This window comes from Pseudidiomarina tainanensis (assembly GCF_004214835.1).
Lineage (GTDB): Bacteria > Pseudomonadota > Gammaproteobacteria > Enterobacterales > Alteromonadaceae > Pseudidiomarina > Pseudidiomarina tainanensis.
This window is the reverse complement of the sequence record NZ_PIQJ01000001.1, coordinates 718,042-739,670: the sequence shown is the minus strand read 5'-3', so window position 1 is coordinate 739,670 and position 21,629 is coordinate 718,042. Positions and strand designations below refer to the sequence as shown.

Annotated in this window: 18 protein-coding genes; 9 read left to right on the top strand and 9 right to left on the bottom strand. The window is 47.2% G+C overall.

All coding sequences use genetic code 11. The features are described from left to right. The first annotated feature begins 18 nt into the window (after nucleotides 1–18). Complete coding sequence (locus CWI82_RS03565; protein WP_130202695.1) at nucleotides 19–2,319, top strand: S9 family peptidase; 2,301 nt, start codon at nucleotides 19–21, stop codon at nucleotides 2,317–2,319. A 54-nt stretch (nucleotides 2,320–2,373) separates the two neighbouring features. Then, a complete protein-coding gene (locus CWI82_RS03560) occupies nucleotides 2,374–2,772 on the top strand; it encodes an acyl-CoA thioesterase (RefSeq protein ID WP_092855892.1) in 399 nt (132 codons plus the stop codon). A 56-nt stretch (nucleotides 2,773–2,828) separates the two neighbouring features. Here CWI82_RS03560 and CWI82_RS03555 read toward each other — a convergent pair whose 3' ends face one another. From CWI82_RS03555 to cysS, 3 genes are all read right to left on the bottom strand, one after another. After that, nucleotides 2,829–3,689 carry an MBL fold metallo-hydrolase gene (locus tag CWI82_RS03555; protein ID WP_130202694.1) on the bottom strand — a complete coding sequence of 287 codons (861 nt, stop codon included), beginning with the start codon at nucleotides 3,687–3,689 and terminating at the stop codon, nucleotides 2,829–2,831. Nucleotides 3,690–3,719: 30 nt separating this feature from the next. Next, the gene (locus tag CWI82_RS03550; RefSeq protein WP_130202693.1) at nucleotides 3,720–5,252 is read right to left on the bottom strand and encodes a M17 family metallopeptidase; all 1,533 of its coding nucleotides are present in this window, start codon (nucleotides 5,250–5,252) and stop codon (nucleotides 3,720–3,722) included. 137 nt (nucleotides 5,253–5,389) lie between these two features. Then, entirely contained in the window at nucleotides 5,390–6,772 is a 1,383-nt protein-coding gene (gene cysS, locus CWI82_RS03545) for a cysteine--tRNA ligase (RefSeq protein ID WP_130202692.1), read from the bottom strand. 145 nt (nucleotides 6,773–6,917) lie between these two features. On the opposite strand from cysS, the gene CWI82_RS03540 reads away from it, so the two are divergent. Both CWI82_RS03540 and lpxH read left to right on the top strand, forming a co-directional pair. Then, nucleotides 6,918–7,415, top strand: a complete 498-nt coding sequence (locus tag CWI82_RS03540; protein ID WP_130202691.1) for a peptidylprolyl isomerase — start codon at nucleotides 6,918–6,920, stop codon at nucleotides 7,413–7,415. Nucleotides 7,416–7,418: 3 nt separating this feature from the next. Continuing rightward, nucleotides 7,419–8,153, top strand: a complete 735-nt coding sequence (gene lpxH / locus CWI82_RS03535; RefSeq protein WP_130202690.1) for a UDP-2,3-diacylglucosamine diphosphatase — start codon at nucleotides 7,419–7,421, stop codon at nucleotides 8,151–8,153. Here the strand turns inward: lpxH and miaE are convergent. After that, nucleotides 8,130–8,903, bottom strand: a complete 774-nt coding sequence (gene miaE / locus CWI82_RS03530) for a tRNA isopentenyl-2-thiomethyl-A-37 hydroxylase MiaE (RefSeq protein WP_130202689.1) — start codon at nucleotides 8,901–8,903, stop codon at nucleotides 8,130–8,132. The two genes, lpxH and miaE, sit on opposite strands and share 24 nt — an antisense overlap. Before the next feature lie 181 nt (nucleotides 8,904–9,084). On the opposite strand from miaE, the gene CWI82_RS03525 reads away from it, so the two are divergent. Further along, nucleotides 9,085–9,681 (top strand): Yip1 family protein, encoded by a 597-nt coding sequence (locus tag CWI82_RS03525; protein ID WP_130202688.1) that lies wholly within the window; start codon nucleotides 9,085–9,087, stop codon nucleotides 9,679–9,681. Between the two features lie 77 nt (nucleotides 9,682–9,758). On the opposite strand, the gene CWI82_RS03520 is transcribed toward CWI82_RS03525, so the two are convergent. After that, the gene (locus tag CWI82_RS03520) at nucleotides 9,759–11,507 is read right to left on the bottom strand and encodes a GNAT family N-acyltransferase (protein WP_325049917.1); all 1,749 of its coding nucleotides are present in this window, start codon (nucleotides 11,505–11,507) and stop codon (nucleotides 9,759–9,761) included. Between the two features lie 166 nt (nucleotides 11,508–11,673). Between CWI82_RS03520 and CWI82_RS03515 the strand changes: the two genes are divergently transcribed. Beyond that, the gene (locus CWI82_RS03515; RefSeq protein ID WP_092855910.1) at nucleotides 11,674–12,960 is read left to right on the top strand and encodes a dicarboxylate/amino acid:cation symporter; all 1,287 of its coding nucleotides are present in this window, start codon (nucleotides 11,674–11,676) and stop codon (nucleotides 12,958–12,960) included. 100 nt (nucleotides 12,961–13,060) lie between these two features. Here the strand turns inward: CWI82_RS03515 and CWI82_RS03510 are convergent, their stop codons facing one another. From CWI82_RS03510 to CWI82_RS03495, 4 genes are all read right to left on the bottom strand, one after another. Then, a complete protein-coding gene (locus CWI82_RS03510; protein ID WP_130202687.1) occupies nucleotides 13,061–13,753 on the bottom strand; it encodes a hypothetical protein in 693 nt (230 codons plus the stop codon). A 13-nt stretch (nucleotides 13,754–13,766) separates the two neighbouring features. Continuing rightward, on the bottom strand, nucleotides 13,767–14,342 hold the full coding sequence (gene smrA / locus CWI82_RS03505; RefSeq protein ID WP_092855920.1) for a DNA endonuclease SmrA: 576 nt from the start codon (nucleotides 14,340–14,342) through the stop codon (nucleotides 13,767–13,769). A 61-nt stretch (nucleotides 14,343–14,403) separates the two neighbouring features. After that, nucleotides 14,404–15,402 carry a protease SohB gene (gene sohB / locus CWI82_RS03500; protein WP_130202686.1) on the bottom strand — a complete coding sequence of 333 codons (999 nt, stop codon included), beginning with the start codon at nucleotides 15,400–15,402 and terminating at the stop codon, nucleotides 14,404–14,406. A gap of 61 nt (nucleotides 15,403–15,463) precedes the next feature. Then, nucleotides 15,464–17,926, bottom strand: a complete 2,463-nt coding sequence (locus CWI82_RS03495; protein ID WP_130202685.1) for a VolA/Pla-1 family phospholipase — start codon at nucleotides 17,924–17,926, stop codon at nucleotides 15,464–15,466. 249 nt (nucleotides 17,927–18,175) lie between these two features. Here CWI82_RS03495 and CWI82_RS03490 point away from each other — a divergent pair, with 249 nt between their 5' ends. From CWI82_RS03490 to CWI82_RS03480, 3 genes are all read left to right on the top strand, one after another. Then, complete coding sequence (locus CWI82_RS03490) at nucleotides 18,176–18,934, top strand: YciK family oxidoreductase (protein WP_407681421.1); 759 nt, start codon at nucleotides 18,176–18,178, stop codon at nucleotides 18,932–18,934. Nucleotides 18,935–19,088: 154 nt separating this feature from the next. After that, on the top strand, nucleotides 19,089–19,379 hold the full coding sequence (locus tag CWI82_RS03485; RefSeq protein ID WP_130202683.1) for a metal-sensitive transcriptional regulator: 291 nt from the start codon (nucleotides 19,089–19,091) through the stop codon (nucleotides 19,377–19,379). A gap of 10 nt (nucleotides 19,380–19,389) precedes the next feature. Beyond that, nucleotides 19,390–21,624 carry a heavy metal translocating P-type ATPase gene (locus tag CWI82_RS03480; protein ID WP_130202682.1) on the top strand — a complete coding sequence of 745 codons (2,235 nt, stop codon included), beginning with the start codon at nucleotides 19,390–19,392 and terminating at the stop codon, nucleotides 21,622–21,624. Nucleotides 21,625–21,629: the final 5 nt, after the last annotated feature.

The window sequence follows — 21,629 nt, the reverse complement described above, 5'->3', positions numbered from 1 at the left end:
GATCAAGGCTAAGTCGCAATGCGTTGTACTCGTGTACTGCAAAATTTATTCGTGCTTTGCACTTTTTTAAGTGCATCGGTTATCGCAAAACCATTACCGCAAAATGCTGTGCAACAAGCGGAACCGCTCTCAATTGAGCGTATCTTTTCAGCACCAAACCTAACCACCCAAGCCCCACAACAAATAAAGTTTGCGCCTTCTGGTCAACAAGTTAGCTACCTTGCAGGATCAACTGCCAGCCCTAACGTACAAGACCTGTGGCTTTACGACGTACGCGAGAATAAATCTAAAATCATCGTCAAAGCTGCTGATTTACTTGACCCCAAGCAGCAATTGTCAGCAGAAGAAAAAGCTCGTCGCGAGCGTCTGCGCATTAGCTCAAGCGGGATTGTCGATTATCAATGGTCACCAAACGGCGATGCGCTGTTGTTTCCGCTTAACGGCGAGCTTTATTTATTTGATATCGCCAGTCAAAAAGTCTCCCAATTAACTCGCGGCGATATTTTTGCAACGGATCCGCGTTTCTCGCCGCAGGGAAATTTCATAAGTTACGTACATGACTACAATTTGTACATCATTGCGCGGCAATCGGGCAAAACCTATCAACTGACCCACCGACAAACGGCGACGGAGCAATTCGCAACAGCTGAATTCGTCGCTCAAGAAGAAATGAAGCGCATGACCGGTTACTGGTGGAGCCCTGATGAACAGCGTATTGCTTTAACTAGAATTGATTTAGCACCAGTTGCCATACAACAGCGCGTTGATGTTTATGCGGAGCGCACTGAGCTTGTTGAACAACATTATCCGGCAGCGGGCGAATCTAATGTCGACATCGACCTCGGTTGGATCGCGGTCAACGAAATCATTCAGCCGAACGATGACGCGGAAATAGCTCGCAAACCGATTAATATTCATTGGTTAAACCTAGCCAAGCAACATGGTAAAACTGGCTATCTTGCGCGAGTTCAATGGTTGCCAAACAGCAACAGCTTAAGTTACCAATGGCAGAATCGTAGTCAAAATAAACTGACGCTATTTTTGTACGCACTAGCCGATAAAACGGCTAAGCCAATTCTCGAGGAAACCAGCGCGACTTGGATTAACCTCAATGACGACCTCCATTTTTTAAGTGATAGCCGCTATTTTATCTGGGCTTCGGAGCGTAGCGGGTTTAAACACCTATACCTGTACCGAACCGATGGCAGCCTCATTCGTCAGTTAACCAGCGGCGATTGGATGGTTGACGCGTTGGCTCATGTGGACGAGATAACCGGTGTGATTTATTTCACCGGTCGCAAAGAAACACCGTTAGAGCGTCACCTGTATCGCGCCAACCTAAACAATAGCTCGCCGGGACAACCAAGTCAGCTTAGCACTCGCGCAGGTATGCATGATGTTGTGTTTGCCGCCGACGGGCGCAGCTATATCGATTACTTTTCAAGTAGCCGTCAACCACCGCAAGTGAGCTTACATGGCCCTACTGGCGAACGCATTACATGGCTCCATGAAAATCGTCTCAATCAAGATCACCCATTGAGTCCTTATTTAGCTACATGGAGCTATCCCGATTATGGCTATTTGGAAGCTGCAGACGGACAACGTTTGTACTACCAAATCAATAAACCGGCGCAAATTGCGGATAATCAAAATCATCCAGCGATTGTGATGGTTTATGGCGGTCCGCGAGCACAACGCGTGACCAATAGCTGGGGCGATTATTTTACCCAATACCTTGTGCAACAAGGCTACGTGGTATTTAAACTCGATAACCGCGGCAGTGGCAATCGTGGTCGTCAATTTGAGAGCGGTATTTATCGCCAATTAAGCGAGCTAGAGGTTGCTGACCAAAAACTTGGAGCGCAATGGCTGTCGCAGCAACCTTATGTTAATGCGAACCGGGTTGGCGTATTTGGCCACAGCTACGGTGGTTATATGGCCCTGCATTTAATCATGCGCGCACCGGAGTTATTTTCAGCCGCCGTAGCAGGAGCGCCAGTCACCGATTGGGCGTTGTATGATACGCATTACACCGAACGCTATATGGGTACGCCACAAGATAACCCTGAGGGATATCGCCAAGCAAACGTTCTCACATATGCCGACGAGCTGAAGCAGCCATTGCTGATTTATCATGGCATGGCTGACGATAATGTCCTATTTACTCACACAGCCATGCTTACGCACCGATTGCAACAATCGATGATTCCTTTCGAAATGATGGCATATCCGGGTAAAGCCCACGGTATTCGTGGTCGCGAGGCAAGTATTCACCGTTACCAGTTGATTACGGAGTTTTTTAATCGGCACTTACGATAAGTTTCGTGAATACGTTATACTAGGCGCATCTAAACCCACAAGGAGTGAACACTGATGCGCTTTTTATCTCGTCGCCTCGTCATGCCCAACGATCTCAACTTTGCCGGCTCATTATTTGGTGGCCGTATTCTTGAATGGATTGACGAAGAAGCATATATCTTTGCCGCCTGCCAACTTGACGCAAAAAGCTTAGTCACCAAACACATCGGTGCAATTGCCTTTGAAACTTCGGCTTACCAAGGTGATGTGGTTGAGTTTGGTTTGGGTGTGAAGAAAGTGGGTAAGACCTCAGTGACGCTGACCTGTGTGGTGCGAAACAAGCAGACAAAACAAAACATTTGTGTCGCTGATGACATCGTCTTCGTGCATATCGATCCAGAAACACGTACGCCACAGCCGCACGGCAAAACCAAAGCTGAGCTCGACGCTCTGCCAATCGAAACGCCAGCGTAAAATTTTACGCAACAAAAAAGCCGCAGAATCTGCGGCTTTTTCTTTTCATCCGGACATTACACTGACTTGTACAGCGTACGTATCCAACGCTCTTCGTTAATGAAGCTCCAAGACCAATCAGCCCACTGCTCGCTCAGGCCTTTCGCAACCGCATCATCCTCGCTTAAGCCTTGCTCTTTCATGGTCATGACTTCTTCGCGTGTCGCTTCAATCATTTGTACCAAACGCAACCAGTCGCTGCGCTTCGACAGCGCACCATGACCCGGAATAATTTGTGTGTCGCCATCAATCTCGGCAATCACCGCACGCACGTTATCAATATAACCTTGTACGTTACCGCCAGAGTTCAAATCGATAAACGGAAAACGGTCAACGAAAAATAGGTCGCCAGCATGAATCACGTTACTGCTTGGAAACCAAACCACCACATCACCATCGGTGTGGCCATTCGGATAGTGCTTCAAGCTAACTGCGGTACCACCAGTTTTCACTTCTAACGCGTTATCAAAAGTAATCGTCGGCAGACCCGCTTGGTCAAATTTTTCATTCGCTGCTAAACGTGTTTTGACATTTTCGTGTGCAACAACTTTAACGCCTTGTTTCGCAAACGCAGCGTTACCATCGGTGTGGTCGCCATGAAAGTGCGTATTGACCAAGGTACGAATAGGTTGATTTGAAAATTCCGCAATGGCCGCTGAAATCTTCTCAGCCAAGCCTTTATATTGCGCATCAATCATCACCACGCCGTCGTCTCCAACGTACACACCAATATTACCGCCCATACCGGTCAACATGTAAACCCGCTCACTTAACTGAGTGGCTTTAATTTCTACGTTCTCCATGTTTGACTGTGCTTGAGCCGTTGTTGCAGTCAACCACAATACCGCACTTAAAAATCCAAGTTTCAAACCACGCATTGAGAATCTCCCATTCATAAAATGCCTGAGTTACTGATGTAAATAACATCCAGCAAAACAAGTGACAGGGGCTGCAGTTGGCTTACCATGCTGCCAATCACCACCCTCGACACCGCTACCAGCAATGTCAACATGCACATATGGCAATGGTTGCTGACTGTCGGTACCGTGCTTATCAAGTCCAGAAGCGATTGCTAAAAATGCCATCGGGAACTGATGTCCGCGCTTCGTTGTTGCTGAAGGTCCATTATTACTTGATAACGTGTCATCCGCTTTGGTGCGCGGACGCACAAAATCATAATCTTCACGTCGTGACCATGAAATTTCCGTTGGGTCGCCGTACACTTCGCCCGCTTCCCATAGTTTTTCTGTCACCTCATTTACGCGCGCAGGTCCGTTCGGGATCAATGCGGTATATGGGCCTTTCGCCAGCGCCGCATGACCAGTTAACGTGGCTACACTAAAGATTTGTGGGCGCGGATAATCAGGCGCTTCCTCACGCAAGTGCGATAACAAATCAGCTAAAACCAAACGGCCTTCAGCATCAGTATTACCGATACGCACACGCACGCCGCTGTGAGCCGTGATAATCTCATCTGCGACAAACGCATCAGCGCCAATGCTGTTGCGAACCACACCAAGTTCAGCCACTACATTTAAGGTTTCTGGGCGCATTTCGGCCACAGTTTTGACGAAACCAGCAACACCTGCTGCGCCGCCTTTATCGCGACTCATACCAGCCATGTGACCGCCAGTTTTCACATCTGCACCACCGGTGTCATAGACAATACCTTTACCTGCAAACATCAAGGTTTGCTCCGCCGCTGGAGCCTTGTATTCAAGTCGCACGACACATGGTTGATGACGTTCGACGCCTAATGAAGCCCGTGCAACTGCCATCAGCAAAGGATATTCATGCTGCAACTGTTGCACATCGTCAATCACCGTCACCCGAACGGGAGAATGGGCAAATGCCTGCTGGCAATATTCTGCAAATCGTGGTGGCGCCATTCGTTCTGGTTCTGTGCCTGCGAGATCACGCGCCACCCGCTTACCGGCTTCAACGGCTTGCAACCAAGTTTCATCTAACGCGCCGACCACACCGACTGCCGTTACGGTTTCAATGGTTTCTTCGCCAAGATGCTCACGTGCTTCAAGCGGTTCATATAACGCCTGGCACAAGCCCCAATAAGCAACCGCTTCAGCTTGACCGTACCGCGCTTCGCTTGGCACCCCAAACACAATAAGCAGAGGTTTGGTTACACCCGCTTGCTGAGCAATGCGTGCTGCAGCTCCAGCTGCATCGCTAATATTACGGACATCATCATAATCGCGCGTTAACGGCCCAGTTGGCGCAGTAATCAAACGGCCACCCGCAACATCTGCAGGCACTAATAACGCTTGCTTACCAACGCGCGCATCAAATTGCAGCGCTTGTGCAACGTACTCACTGAAATCATCTGGCACAGTCTGTGCAAAATCACCCAATAAAATAACTGCATCAAATTCGCGACCAGCCGTATCCGCGTAGCTCTCAAATACTTGTACCGTTGGAAATGCCATAATAACCCTCTCGTTAAAATCAAATTCGATATTAGCAATTGGATATTAGATATTAGTTCTGTTTTCTCAGGTTTGCTCTCTCTTACCTTTCTAATATCTAACGGCTAATATCGAATATCTCGCAGCAAAGCTGCGCCCTACACGCGGCGCCACTTGGTGCCGGACGGACCATCTTCTAATTCAATATTCATTGCCTTTAACGCATCACGCGCCGCATCTGCGCGACCCCAATCTTTGGCCGCACGCGCATCATTGCGTTCCACAATCAATGCTTCAATTTTAGCAACCTCAGCATCATCTCCGCCGCCTTGCAAAAACGCTTCTGGTTCCTGCTCCAGTAATCCAAGCAAATGACCAAACTCGCGCAATTGCGCCGCATACGCGCCAGCCCTTTGTGGCTCCGTTGCTACCGTACGATTCACTTCACGTGCTAATTCAAACAGCACTGATAGTGCCTCTGGCACGTTAAAATCGTCATCCATTGCGGCGTTAAAACGCTCAATTTGAGATGCCGTTAAGGCTGGATCAACAGTCGATTCTGGTGCATCACGTAACGCAGTATATAAACGCTCTAATCCTGACCGCGCCTGCTCTAGATTGTCTTTAGAATAGTTCAATTGCGAACGGTAGTGACTTGAAATTAAAAAGTAGCGCACCGTTTCAGCATCATATTGCGCCAGCACATCGCGAATGGTGAAGAAGTTGCCTAACGATTTCGACATCTTCACTTCATCTACTTGCACCATCCCGCTGTGCATCCAATAATTCACATAATCACTATGATTTGCGCAACAGCTTTGCGCCACTTCGTTTTCATGATGCGGGAATATCAAATCAGAACCACCACCATGAATATCAAAGTTTTCGCCAAGGTGCCGCTTGTTCATCGCTGAACACTCAATGTGCCATCCCGGGCGACCCTCGCCCCACGGCGATGGCCAACTCGGCTCACCCGCTTTCGCTTGTTTCCACAACACAAAATCGAGTGGATCGTGTTTGTTATCTGCAACATCAACACGAGCGCCAGCTTGCAATTGCTCTAGGTTTTGTCGACTTAATTTGCCATACGCATTAAACGTACTGACATCAAACAGCACGTCACCATCGTTGGCAACATAAGCATTACCATTTGCGATAAGTGTTTCAATCATCGCAATAATGTCGCCCATATGCCCGGTTACGGTTGGTTCCACATCAGGACGCACCAAATTGAGCGCATCAAAATCGTCATGCATGGCTTGCGTAAACCGTTGCGTTACTGCATCAATCCCTTCGTTATTTTCCGCTGCACGGCGAATAATCTTGTCATCAACGTCGGTAATGTTACGAACATATTTCACTTGATAACCGCGTGAACGCAAATAGCGCACCACAACGTCAAACGCGACATAGGTACGAGCGTGACCAATGTGACAGTAATCGTAAATAGTTACCCCGCACACATAGAGCTTTACTTCACCTGGCGTAATTGGCTTAAATTCTTCTTTTTGGCGGGTTAACGTATTAAAAACTTTCAACATGCACAGTTGCTCCTGTCTCACTGCATGACCACACTTTTAAATTAGACTGACATAATAACGCAAGGTGCGCCATTGCCACAAACAATGCTAAACTACTGCACCAGTTAAATCTGTAAATGACCTTACTAAATATGGAGCTCCCTCAATGCAGGTTACCCTACACACTAATCACGGCGACATCACATTAAAGCTATTTGCTGAAGAAGCGCCAAAGACAGTTGAAAACTTCCTGACTTATGTGCGCGAAGGTTTTTATACAAATACTCTGTTCCACCGTGTGATTCGTGGCTTCATGATTCAAGGTGGTGGCTTCAATCTAGAAATGGTGCAAAAGCCAACTCACGAACCTGTAGAAAACGAAGCGAATAATGGTTTGAAAAACAACCGTGGCACCGTTGCCATGGCGCGTACACAAGACCCTCATTCAGCTACCGCGCAGTTCTTTATTAACGTTGCTGACAATGACTTTCTTAACTTTAAAAACGAAAGCATGGGCGGTTGGGGTTATTGCGTGTTCGCAGAAGTTGTCGAAGGGATGGATGTGGTGACTGCGATTGAAGCTGTTCGCACCAGTCATGCTGGTTTTCACCAAGACGTACCTGTTGATGATGTGGTCATTAAGAGCGCAACAATCAGCGAGTAATCTATGACGACTTGGTTCATCTCTGATTTGCATTTAAGCCCAGCTCGGCCGGATATCGCCGGGCTTTTTCAGCGCTTTTTGCAAAGCCAAGCACAACACGCAGACGCCTTATATATTCTTGGTGATTTGTTTGATGCGTGGATTGGCGATGATGATACCAGTGATTTTGTTGCCGCAGTGCAAGCTGCATTGCGGCAACTTACGGATAGCGGTGTTCCGGTGTATTTTATTGCCGGCAATCGCGATTTTCTGATTGGCCAACGCTTTGCGCAAATCACCGGCGTTCAATTACTCGACGAACCCAGCGTAATTGATTTATATGACACCCCTACCCTGATTCTGCACGGTGATACCTTGTGCACCGACGATATCAGTTATCAGCGCTTTCGGAAGATTATCCGCCAACGCTGGCTACAAAAACTTCTGCTCGCCTTACCATTGTCGTTACGTATGCGCATTGCCAACAAGTTACGCGCCGCAAGCAAAACGCAACAACCGTTATCTGAGCAACAACTTAAGATAATGGATGCCAATGAACACGCTGTGCGCGAACAGTTTATTCAATATGATGTGCAATGCATGATTCACGGTCATACCCATCGCCCTGCAATTCACCAACACCGTTTACCCAATGGCGAGACAGCAGAGCGCATCGTACTTGGCGACTGGTACACGCAAGGGAGCTTTCTGAAAGTGACAGCTAGCGGAAGAGAATTAATTTCCGACAGTTTCAACTGATTCAACAACACCGCTATGAAACCGAAACTCGGTGTCAGGTGCTTTGATCAGTTGTGCTTCAATTTCACCGAAAAACTGCACGCGCTCGCTAATAGAATGCCCAGCGATTTGTTCTGCCAAGGTTAAATAATCCTCAAAGTGGCGCGCTTCAGAACGCAACAAGCTGACATAAAACCGAGACAACCGCGCATCGACATGTGGTGCTAGCGCGGCAAAGCGCTCGCAGGAACGTGCTTCAATATAGGCTCCACAAATCAGTTTATCGATAAGCGTTGCCGGTTCATGAGTCCGCACATGCCGTAACATGCCCCGCGCATACCTACTGGACGAGATGTTTTCATAAGGAATACCAAGCTCATCCATGATTTCCAAAACCTGATAAAAATGATGCAGTTCTTCTTTAATGAGGAGCACCATTTTGTCGATTAACTCTTGGCTATATGGCGATTCCCGCTTGGGTAACATGGCTTTGGTTAAACGCTCGTGATCAGCAAGCTGGCGCCAATCACCTTGCATACGATAAGTAAAGTCCTCATACGGCTTCAACCAAGCGAGTAACGCATCACCACTTGCGGTATCCACCGCATATCGACGAATAAGCAGCATCGCCGACTGCGCAGCCTTCAACTCACAAACCAGATGATCAATTAACAGTGCTGGTAAGTTTTCCGGTTTGCATGCAACTTCAATCCAAGCCTTCGGCGTGTCACAATGCAAAAATTGACGAATGGGTTGTAGCAACGACTCCACAATAAGCTCTCTTTTACAGCGATTGGTTAAAATTTAATCACACAAAATAAATATGGTTATTCTATTCAAAATGGCTTGACTATGTTGAAAAACCGACCAATATTGAATGCAAGGCGCACAAAAAAGCGTCAACAACAATAATAACAGTAAACACAGACAACAACAGAAGTTGAGGTATGTCATGATTTTAAACCACATTTGGGGTCTCTACGCTCATCCTGTCGATGAATGGAAATCCATTGATCAGCGTCACGAAAGCATGAGTTTTGCTTTAAGCCACATTCTCATCATTGCCCTTTTACCTTGTGCAGCAGCTTACTATGCATCTGCTCACATTGGTTGGAGCATCGGTGCGCGCGAAGTGACGTTTTTAACCCAAAGTAGTGCAACCATGATGGCTGTCGCTATGTACGCCGGTATTATCGCGGCAACCTTTGCATTGGCTTATCTGATTCATTGGATGGCGAAAACCTTCGGTGCAGCGCCAACCTTCACGCAGTCGGTTGAATTAGCGGCTTACACAGCAACGCCAGTTATCATGTCTGGTGTCGCGGCATTGTACCCAGAATTATGGTTCGTCACTATGGTATTTTTAGCTGGTGTCGCTTATTCGGTGTACTTACTGTATTCAGGCGTTCCTATATTAATGCATATCCCAGAAGAGCGCGGATTCATGTACGCATCTTCGGTTGTCACTGCAGGTTTAATCATGATGGTTGTGCTGATGGTAGCCTCAGCCATTATTTGGACCAATGGTTTCGGCCCAGAATACATGTAACACTTGCACAGCTAACAAACACTAAAAAGCCCAGCAGCCAAGCTGGGCTTTTTATATTGTCTACGATGGTAATTGACCTACTCGGCCAACTCATTGCCTAAATAGCGTTTACGTTTTTGTGCCTTCAAACGCTGTATATCAACCATCACTAAACCATCTACTGCATTGGCAAAATCAGCATCAACGTTGAATCCTAAAAACCTCACGCCGCCTTTATCGCATAAATCCGCATATTGCTTATAAAGCGTTGGTATCGCGGCACCTTGATGCGCCAAAAAGTGCTTCAGATGAACCAAGTCATCCGCGTAATCATCACTGATGTCAGGTAATGGTCGACTATTTGGCATAAATGGCGTCCGTGCTTGCGCTAACTGATCGGGATCGGGAAAATGATCACCAAAAAACTGCACCAATGCATCTTGCGCAACACTGGGCAAACTGGCACTCATGGTTACCGGACCAAACAAATAGCGATACTGAGGATGCTGTTGCAGTAATGCACCAATGCCTTGCCAAAGATAATCTAAACTGCGTTTCCCCCAGTACTTTGGCTGCACAAAGCTGCGTCCAAGCTCCAAACCTTGAGTGACAAAATCCTGCATTCGCTGCGGATGATACGCAAACAACGAATGACTGTATAAGCCAGCTAATCCACGTTCGGCGACAATCTGTTGTGCGTCACCTAACCGATATGCACCAGCAATCTCCAAATCCTCAGCGTCCCACAGGATGAGCTGGGTGTACCACGTATCATAATTATCCAGATCACGACGGCGCCCGGTGCCTTCTTCAACCGCACGAAAGGCGATTTCTCGCAGCCGACCGATCTCGCGCAGAATTGGCGAATTCCCGTCGTAACGATATAAATAAATGTGCTTGCCGTCTTGTGTGCTACCTAAACGCTCGCAATCCTCCACGGCTTTTTTAAGTGCTTGGCGGGATTCAGCGCGAGCAATCGGGCGCTGGGTTTTCAAGATACCGCTTTTGTTCTGGCCCAAACGATACACATGGCGGCGGAACATCTTGGCGCGTTGCGCTAACGTCAACTGCTCAACATTGAATGATTTCAGCGGCACCAACTCGCCAATTCGAAAATCGATGTGACCACGTTGCTGCCGAAACATTTCTTGAACCAGCAGTAAAGTCGCTAGCGGCTTGTAAAGCATTGATGCACCGTAAAACCAGGCTGAATTGTGCGCTTTCACATGGATTGGCAGAACTGGTGCTTGTGCTCGTAATGCCATTTTTAAAAATCCCGTGTGCCAGTGGTGATCGCGCACACCTTGTGGTCGCAATCGTGACACCTCGCCAGCAGGGAAAACAATCAATGCGCCTTCACCCTCCAAATGCTTATATAAGCGTTTGAGCGGCTCGCTGCGCACCGCGTTTCCACGGGCTTTAAACACCGGGACAGGAATGAGTAACTCATGCAAAGGCTCAATTGCCTGCAATAAATTATTCGCAAGAATTTTAACGTCGCTGCGTACGCCGCTGACCAGCTTCAATAAAGCAAGCCCATCCAGCGATCCAATTGGATGATTGGCAACGATAATCAACCGGCCTTCGGTTGGGATATTATCTAATTCACTATCGCGCGCGGTAAAACTGAATTTGAAAAAATCGAGCACATGCTCAATGAACTCGATGCCATGAAGATTCGGATAGGCTTCAGCAAAGCGCTTGATTTCGCGCTCGCATAACAGTCCTCTTAATACCCACAACGCAGATTTGTGCAAAAGTTGGTGGTTATTCAAGGTCGGTAAATTCTTATTGAGTAGTTGCTCGACTTCTATCATCGCCAATCTCTCGTTGCCATATATAGGCATCAGCTTAGGTCGCCTTGATGACAGTTGATTGGCAATTTCATGGCAATTCAATGACAGTCAACCGCACAGTGCTACTGTTTAAATAAGAATTCTGGTAGTCTTGAGCCGATCTCAATTGTTTACGTGCACGTCACCGTCCATCACGACGTGATCGAAAGGAATGTTTATGTCAGAAAACAAAAAGAAGCTCAGTCTCACGAGCCGCATTGTTATCGGTATGTTTGCCGGTATTGCTGTTGGCATTTTACTTAAAGCAATTTTTCCAGATAGCACGCTAGTAGAAGGTTATCTAACTAAAGGCTTATTCTACGTCGTTGGCCAAATTTTCATTTCGTCGCTACAAATGTTAGTTGTGCCATTGGTTTTTGTATCTTTAGTCGTGGGCACATGCTCATTGAGTGACCCGAGTAAACTTGGTCGACTTGGCGGCAAATCAGTCGGGTTATATCTGATTACCACCGCGATTGCGATTACCTTTGCTATTGCCATGGCCGTTTTGGTACAGCCCGGAACCGGCATTGAATTAGCTACCGATGCGACGTATGAACCTACTCAAGCCCCTTCTCTTGCTCAGGTGATTATCGACTTATTCCCGACCAATCCATTCAATGCTTTTGCGAATGGCAACATGCTCCAAATCATCGTATTTGCCCTGTTGTTCGGTATTGCAATGGCATTGGTTGGTAAACCCGGTGAGCGGATTAAAACCTTATTCGATGATTTCAACGAAGTCATCATGAAGCTGGTTATTATTTTGATGAACATTGCACCTTATGGTGTGTTTGCCTTAATGGCGAAACTGTTTTCAGAAACTTCATTTGAAACCATTTTCAGCCTCGGTAAATACTTCTTGCTCGTGCTATTCGTGCTCATCGTTCATGCGTTGGTGACTTATCCGATTATTTTAAAAGGCCTAGCCGGCATGAATCCGATTATTTTCTTGCGCAAAATGCGCGAAGTGCAAATCTTCGGTTTCAGTACCGCAAGCTCGAACGCTACCATGCCGGTTACTTTAGAAACGGTGACTAAGCGCCTTGGTGTCCATAACAGTGTTGGTTCTTTTACCGTCCCATTAGGCGCGACCATCAATATGGACGGCACCGCCATCATGCAAGGCGTCGCAACAGTGTTTATCGCCCAAGTCTACTTGGTTGATCTGTCTATCGCTGATTACTTGATGGTTGTACTTACCGCAACATTGGCCTCTGTTGGCACTGCTGGTGTGCCAGGTGTGGGTATGATTATGTTAGCGATGGTGCTTGGTCAGGTTGGCTTACCTGTTGAAGGTATCGGCTTAATCATTGGCGTGGACCGTTTGCTAGACATGACGCGCACTGCAGTCAACGTAACTGGTGATGCGATGGTGTCGGTGATTGTTGCGAAAAGTGAAGGTGCGTTGGATGAGGATGTATTTAACGACGCCAAAGCCGACTTAAAAGAAAGAAACTTATAACAACAAAGACAATATTAGCTGTTGGATATTAGATATCAGAGCGATGCATTCGTGTTTTTCCTAATATCTAATATCTAATGGCTAATATCGCACTTGCTTTTCAACGGATTTCGCGCCAGATGAATTGCGTCAAGCGCCCGTAATCCACCACCGTATCCGAATCTCCGGCCATCGCCTGCGACAATACTTGCTCCAAAACCGGCCACAATAAGCGCGCAATATAGGTGTCCGCAGTATCGTCTGCTGTAGCTTCTGGAAGCTTCAAGGAAGCCAAGCGAACACTTAAAATAGGCTGTCCTTGGTCGAATAAATTCAGCACCACATTATCAAGCTGCGCACGTTTAATTTGCCAAATTAAAGGCTGCGAAACGCGCTGTAACTTGGTTTGCTTGATAGCTGCATCATAAAGCGTGTGTATATTTGATTTGCCTTTGTCCCAATACGCAATCGTGAGTTGGGCATCTTTCGCAGTAATTGCATCAACAATTAATGTATTCTTGGTGCTCCCCAACCATTCGCCTTCTACGACGATAGATTCAGCGCGCAGAACCTCATTTAAACCTTTGTCTAATTCTGTCGCTCGAGTACTCAATCGAATGTCTTCAGCGCGCACTTCGCCCAGCAACGTAATCAGTTCTAGGTTTCCATACGAAAAATCAGCTTCGAAATAATTATCGGCACGCTGTTCTAGCAGATCACCTAATCGTTGCGACATAGTTTGATCAGCGAGTGTTGGTGTACTTGCAATCGCCAACATGGTTGCGACTATCATCGTGCCTAGACTAATCCTCACTGCCTTCTACTCCTCAGCGACGTTGATGACGCTCTCGGTTGAGTTGCTTTTGCGTCGCGTTTTTACGCAACATGACATACAGCGCACCGCTACCGCCATGGTGACGCTGCGCACTGTGAAACGCCATAACTGGCTCGAGTTCTCGCAGCCATTTATTCACGTAACTTTTAATCAAAGCTGGATGTGGTTTGGAGTGCTTACCTTGACCATGAATAATCAACGCTGAACGCACACCCGAGCGATGACAGTCTTGAATAAACTCAAATAGTGCTACGCGAGCTTCACGCAAACTGTGATGGTGTAAATTTAAACTGGCTTCTATCGGGTACTGCCCAAGTCGCAGTCTTTTATACACACCATGCTGTACACCATCGCGCTGAAATGCGAGTGTATCCAGCGGCTCAACCAGTTCCACATATTCGGTGGACAAGAAGTTAATATCTTCTTCAAGTTGTTGCTCTGCCGCCTTACGACGCTCTATTTGCGCGAGAGTAGGTGTAAATGCCGTGCGAATATCAGCAACATCTTCGCCAGCAAGTGGTGTCACATCGGTCATTTCACGGCGAAACAGCTCAAAATCATCGCTCATGGCTTCCCTCACATTCAATTTAATTCACACCACAACTTTGTTAAATCGCTTACTCGTAAGATTAATTTTTACTTAAAAAGTTCTTCACTGCGTACAACACCGCTGAAACGTTACGCCCAACACGCTCGCCAATATTTTTCTTCACTACGTAACGCACTAAGAACATGTCATGGCTCTCACGACGCTCCAGCAGCCAAGCATCGCTGGTGGTCAGTGAATCAACGAGACCGTAATTTAAAGCTTCTTGTGCGGTCCAGTACTCGCCAGTGGCGACCTTTTCAAAATCAAGCTCAGGTCGATATTTACGAATATGTTCTTTAAATTGTTCATGAATATTTTCGAGATCTTGCTTAAATTTACGTCTGCCGTCTTCAGTGTTTTCACCGAACATCGTTAACGTGCGCTTGTACTCGCCAGCTGTTACTTGCTCAAAATCAACATCGTGTTTCTTTAACCAACGATGGAAGTTCGGTAGCTGCGCCAGCACACCAATCGAACCAATAATGGCAAATGGCGCCGCCTGAATGTGATTCGCAACCGAAGCCATCATATAACCACCACTTGCCGCCACTTTGTCTACGCTGACAATCAACTCCAGATCCGCATCGCGTAAACGCTGTAATTGCGCCGCGCCCAAACCATATCCATGCACCACGCCACCCGGGCTTTCTAAGCGCACCATGACCTGCTCGCCGGGTTCTGCTACAGCTACAATTGCATTCACTTCACGGCGCAGCGAATCAACCTCGTGAGCATCCATACTGCCTTTGAAATCAATCACAAAAATGCGCTTACGTGGGGTCGAACTCTTCTCTTGTTTCTGTTGTTGTTTTAACGCCTTCTGTGCTTTTTTTCGATGCTTTTTGTCTAGCAATTCTAATTTCAACCGATGCACACCATCACGCAAATCATCTGAGAGTCGGTCAACCACCAACTCGCCTTTTCGACCTTTCTGCCGTTGCGCCACTTGGCTGATCACGCCAACAATCAACATCACAGCAAACACAATAATCGCGGCTTTAAGAACAAATACAATTAACTCTTGCGCTACATCCCACATTCTCTTTTCTCCATAAAAAAAGGCCGACGAAGCGGCCTTTTTATTCTCGCGTCGATGTTGCTTATGGTTGCACAACATCTGGGTTTTGAACAGGGATAACGGTGTTATCTGTGCTGAACCAAACCGCTGTTTGCGTTTGCATTTCTTGGGTTGCCGCAGGTGATGCTGATGGATCAACAATTGAACCATGGCTACCTTCGGTAAAGCGAACCGCGCCAGATACTGGTGTACCATCAACAGTTACCAGCATTTCTGAAACTGCTTCTAGGCCAAGCGCAGCAATTAACGGCTCGGTACCAGCCAACGGTTTACCCTGTACGGCATTCGGAATAACTTGGTCTGGCAAGTTTTCAGCGCCATCACCAACCACTTCAATTAAGTGAATTGGTGTTTCAGTTGCAACAACCGTTGCCGCATAGTTGATTGGGTCAGCTGAATCAACAACGGTTTGAGCGGCAAAAGCAAACTGCTCAAACACCGAGTTGATACCCGCTTGCTCAGCTGCACTCAAGCTCGCCCAGAATTGGTCGTATACTTGAATCAACAAACCTTGGAAAGCTGGATCAGTCGGCGCAACACCTTGCGCTTCAGCAGTCGCATTCACTGCAGCTGCGAAGTCAGCACTTTGTGCATATAACAACTGGCTCTTAATTACTGGACCGAAGCTGTTCGATGCCAACAAGAAGTTCGCAATGCTGCCACCCGGCGCCATCAACGAGCTACCGTTCACCGCAAACAATGGCGTTGCAGCTTCAAGAGCACCGGTCATTGGCGTGTTTGCTACAGCACTGAATGCTGTGCCAGCAATGGCACCTAATGAATGACCTGCGAAATAAACGCGGCTAGCATCAATTGGTGCGTTGGTCGCATTTAAGCTTAAACGTAAACCAAGTAAATCAGAAACTGACTGACGTAGGTTATCACGCGTGGTTAGCAAACTACCCAAGTTCATGTAAGCCGTCGCTGGACCCTTACCTGAAGTTGCGTTGATTGCGCCAAAACCACGGTCACCATGCAATGGATGGTCAATCGCAACAGTGGCAACACCGTTCAACGCCATCATGCCAGCCAACGATAATACGGTTTCTTTATAAGCAGTAATACCGTGTTGGAAGATCGCGACTGGCCAGCCATCAGCAGGCATAGTAATCGGGTCAAGACCTTGAGCACCACGAACTGCGTTCACAGTTGCCAAATCTGGTACGGTCATCACAGCATTCACAGTCACGTTACCCTGTACCGCTGGTACTGGGTTAAATTTGGTGACGTGACGCTCTTCGTCAACACCAGGAAAGTCCATCGCTGCCACAGCTTCTGGTGTGCTTGCTTGTAAACAAGCTTGTACCCAAGCAGGAATAAACGTCGATGCACCACCGCTTAACCAAGTCGGGTCAATCGACGGAGTATTCATCGGATCAATTGCACCAGCTTGAATCGCACCAAGTACCGACACACCACTGTCACACTTCGCCATCCAGCGGCCACTTAATGGTGCTGTTGGGTTTTCTGTGGTTGGCAATGGTGAGAAGTATGGCAAAGTCACTTGACCACCATAAACTTGTGCAGTGCTTGATACTGCATAAGCAGGGTTAGTCGGCTCGTTTGGCAATGCACCCGCTTGCACCAATGCTTGCGCAGCATTGTAGCCAAGTGGCGCAACGCCAAGTGATGGTGACGGTGTACCCAAAGCAGCTGTCGCAGAGAACTGAGCTGCCATCATGGTTTTCACCATGTGGAATGCATCAGCTGTTGATTGCGTGGTAAAGCTTGACGCGTAAATGACAGTCTCTGTATCAACGCCCGCAGCCGCAAGTGCAGCTTCATGGCTGTTGATTAAACCTTGCAAGCTTTGCGCCGCTGGATCTGATGATACTGGTTCAGTACTGACTGGACGTTTCATCAAGCCATAGGTTTGCGATGGCTTAACTGAACGCCCCAATGAATCTTGAATGTTGTCAGTCAAAACAGCTAAATAACCTGTTTTGGCTTTAAATGGTTTCAACGGGATAACGGCAACGCCACTTGGGCCAGTTGCACGTACAATAAAGTCTTGACCGTGCACGAGTTCTGCCGCTACGGCACAGGTTACCGCAGGGCTTGGCGCTGCGGCACAGCCTTCACTGACATCACTGCCACCCATAATCGTTTCGAATACACGAACTGAACCAGCCGCTTCAAGTGACGCTGAGTCGACCGTGACTTGGTCACCATTTTCATCAACTGGTAACGAGAAGCTGAACGTTAAAGTAGAATGCGTTCCCCAGCCATCAAGACCGTTAATAGCAACTTGTGGGTTGCCACCGTCCGTCGGATCAGCCACTGGGATGTTAAGCGTACCGTCAACGGTACCACTTAAAAGAATGTTGCTCGGTACTGGTACCTGACCATTTGATGGGTCAAATACTGCGCGAGTTGCTGCGACTTGATATTCGGCTTTTACCGATTCTGGCGCATCTTCGCCGCTGCCACAGCCAACTAAGCTGAGTGCGCTACCGATGGCAGTTACAAGCAAGAGTTTTTTCATGAGGCTTCCCCAATCCTTGTTCGTGTTGTTATGTATTGAGCACCTGCAGGATGCTGTTATTCGTTTTGCCTATCATCGCCTTTTTAAACTGGTACGACAAGACGTTTTAATTAACAAAATTTTATACACTGTCTGAGCTTAACTTGAAAGTATTTCTCAATAATTTATACCTTGCTACTGAGAATAATAGCAAAAACCAGTACACTTAGCGTATTCATAAGTTCAGTTACTCAAGAGTGTAAGCCGAAAATGACTGCAATGCATAATGATCTAAAAAACTACGTTATCAAAGAAGGTTCACTGGCAGGTAAAACCATTTTAGTTACCGGTGCTGGTGATGGTATCGGCCGTGAAGCAGCCAAAACCTTTGCCGCATGCGGCGCAACCGTCATTTTGCTGGGGCGCACCGTGAAAAAACTCGAAGCAGTTTACGATGAAATTGTTGAAGCGGGTCATCCAGAACCAGCCATCGTGCCACTCGATATGAAAGGTGCCACAAAATCGCATTATCAAGGTATGGCCGCGACCATTGTCGAGCAATTCGGTCACTTAGATGGCGTACTACAAAATGCAAGTTTACTCGGCGTACTCTCTCCGTTTGAACATATTGATCACGATTCGTGGAACGACATTATGCAAGTCAACGTAACCGCGCAATTCATGATGACCCAAGCATTAATGCCCGCTTTAAAAAAGGCACCACATGCCAGTATTATCTTTACCTCGTCCGGTGTTGGCCGCCAAGGCCGCGCATTTTGGGGCCCTTATGCCGTCAGCAAATTTGCAACCGAAGGCCTTGCGCAAGTGATGGCTGATGAATATGACGGTACCAACATCCGCGTTAATGTCATCAATCCAGGTGCAACGCGCACCACCATGCGTTCCAAAGCTTATCCAGCAAAAGATCCAAACAAGTTGAAAACACCAGCAGATTTGATGCCGACGTATGTATATTTGATGTCCGACGAGAGTATCGGCATCAACAACCAATCCCTCAACGCTCAGTAGCAGCAAAATCGATATTAGCTATTGGATATTAGATATTAGTGCGATAAATCAGATCTCAGGTCTTTAATAATATCTAATATCCAATAGCTAATATCGCACTTGATCTTTATAGGGTACCCCCCTATATTATATACATCATCAAATTGAGGATTTCATGATGCAGCACACCGTTACCCCCCATCCAGATAAGTTAAAACAGAATCTAAAGCAACGTCTCGCACGCATTGAGGGGCAAGTGCGTGGACTGCAGCGCATGATTGAAAATGATACTTACTGCGATGACGTTTTAAATCAAATCGCATCAGTACAATCAGCGTTAAACGGCGTCGCAAAAAAATTATTGACGCAACACATGCATACCTGCGTTAAGCATCGCCTACAAACTGGCGACGAAAGTGTGTTAGATGAGCTCGATACAACCATCGAACGCCTTTTAAAACGCTAAGGAGGATTTCATGACTTCGCAAAAATATCAGTTACAACTCTCCGGAATGAGCTGTGCCGGATGCGCAAAAACAATCGAACGCGCGTTACAAGAAGTCAATGGCGTGACTTCCGTTAATGTCAATTTCGCTAACGAGGTTGCCGCAGTCGAGGCCAACAATGTGACGCCGCAGCAACTCGTCGATGCTGTTAAAGGCTCTGGTTACGATGCGAGTGTGATTGATCACTCACAGCCAGAAGCAGACGATCCGCGTGAACGCGCGCAACAAATCCAGTTTTATAAATTTATTGCTGCCGCAATTTTATCAACGCCGTTGCTGTATACCATGTTCGGACACTTCAGTTGGACCAGCGCAGTTTATGTTCCCGATTGGTTGATGAACCCTTGGGTTCAAATGGCCTTAGCGACACCCGTGCAATTTGTTATTGGCTGGCAGTTTTATAAAGGCAGTTATACCGCGCTACGTGGCGGCGCTGCAAATATGGACGTATTGGTTGCGCTGGGTACTTCAGCGGCTTATTTCTATAGCGTCTATTTAGCAATATTTGCCTCAGAACATGTGATTCATGAAGGCTTATACTTTGAGACCAGTGCGGTTTTAATTACGTTAATCTTGCTCGGCAAATGGTTTGAAGCACGTGCTAAAGGACGCTCGTCAGCCGCTATAAAGCAACTATTAAACCTTCAACCCAAACAGGCGTTACGCGAACGCGCTGACGGTGAAACTGAACAAGTAGACGTTGCTGATCTGACTGTGGGCGACGTTATTCATATTAAGCCGGGACAACAAGTTCCCGCTGATAGCGAGGTTATTTCGGGCAACAGTGCTGTTGATGAGTCCATGATAACGGGCGAAAGTGTTCCGGTAGACAAATCAAAGGGCTCACAGCTAACTGGCGGTACCATTAACAAAAACGGCTTTTTAAAAGCCAAAGTTACCAAGTTAGGAAAAGATTCGGCGTTAGCGCAAATCATTCAAGTTGTTGAGCAAGCGCAAAATTCCAAAGCACCTATTCAACGGCTCGCCGACCAAGTATCAGCGATTTTTGTCCCAGTAGTATTAGTTATTGCGCTCATTACTTTTCTGGTATGGGCATTTTGGTATCAACCCGGTGACTATGGCGCAGCCCTCGAAGCGACAGTTGCCGTATTGGTGATTGCATGTCCATGTGCGCTGGGTCTAGCTACGCCGACCTCAATCATGGCTGGCTCCGGTCGAGCAGCACAAATGGGCGTCTTATTTAAGCAAAGTGAAGTGCTGGAAGTTGCGCATACTGTAACCGCAATGGTGCTCGACAAAACCGGCACTATCACTGAAGGTAAACCCAAATTAACCGATCTCGAGTTGAACTTAGGTGAGCTGAAACAATTCAGTGAAGCAGAAGTAAAGGCCGCTATTAAAGCACTTGAACAACAATCTGAACATCCGCTCGCACAAGCAATTGTGAATGGCATTGATGAGGATGCAAAAGTCATCGACATGACGGACTTTTCGGCGCATGAGGGGCGCGGCGTGTCAGCATTGCTACACCACGATGGAACTGGCGTTCGTATACTCTTGGGTACTCAACGTCTCATGCAAGAACAAAACGTCGATTGCGGAAACTGGTTAGTTCGCAAAGATGAACTTGAACAACAAGGCAAGACCGCCATGCTGATTGGCTACGATAACCAAGTGATCGGTATTGTTGCGGTGGCCGATACGGTACGCAAGCACGCCAAACAAGCTATTACTACCCTACAGCAGCGTGGTCTTAAGGTCATTATGATCACCGGTGATAATCAACGCACTGCCGAAGCAATAGCGAAACAAGTTGGCATCACAGATATTTTCGCCGAGGTGTTGCCAGAACATAAGGCTGAGCACATTACGAAGCTACGCGAACAGGGCGAAATTGTTGCCATGGTTGGTGACGGCATCAATGATGCTCCAGCACTCGCCACAGCGCACGTCGGTATCGCTATGGGTACAGGAACAGATGTCGCCCTAGAAACCGCAGATATCGCATTAATGCGCACCGACTTGCGCAGTCTCGTCGATGCACTTTTCGTGAGTGAGAAAACCGTACGTAATATTCGACAAAACTTATTTTGGGCGTTTGCGTATAACACACTAGGTATTCCCGTGGCTGCCACAGGCCTCTTAGCACCTTGGTTAGCTGGTGGCGCCATGGCACTAAGTTCAGTATCTGTAGTACTCAATGCGCTACGCCTGCAGCGATTACCGATAAAACATCGAAGTTAGCTTGT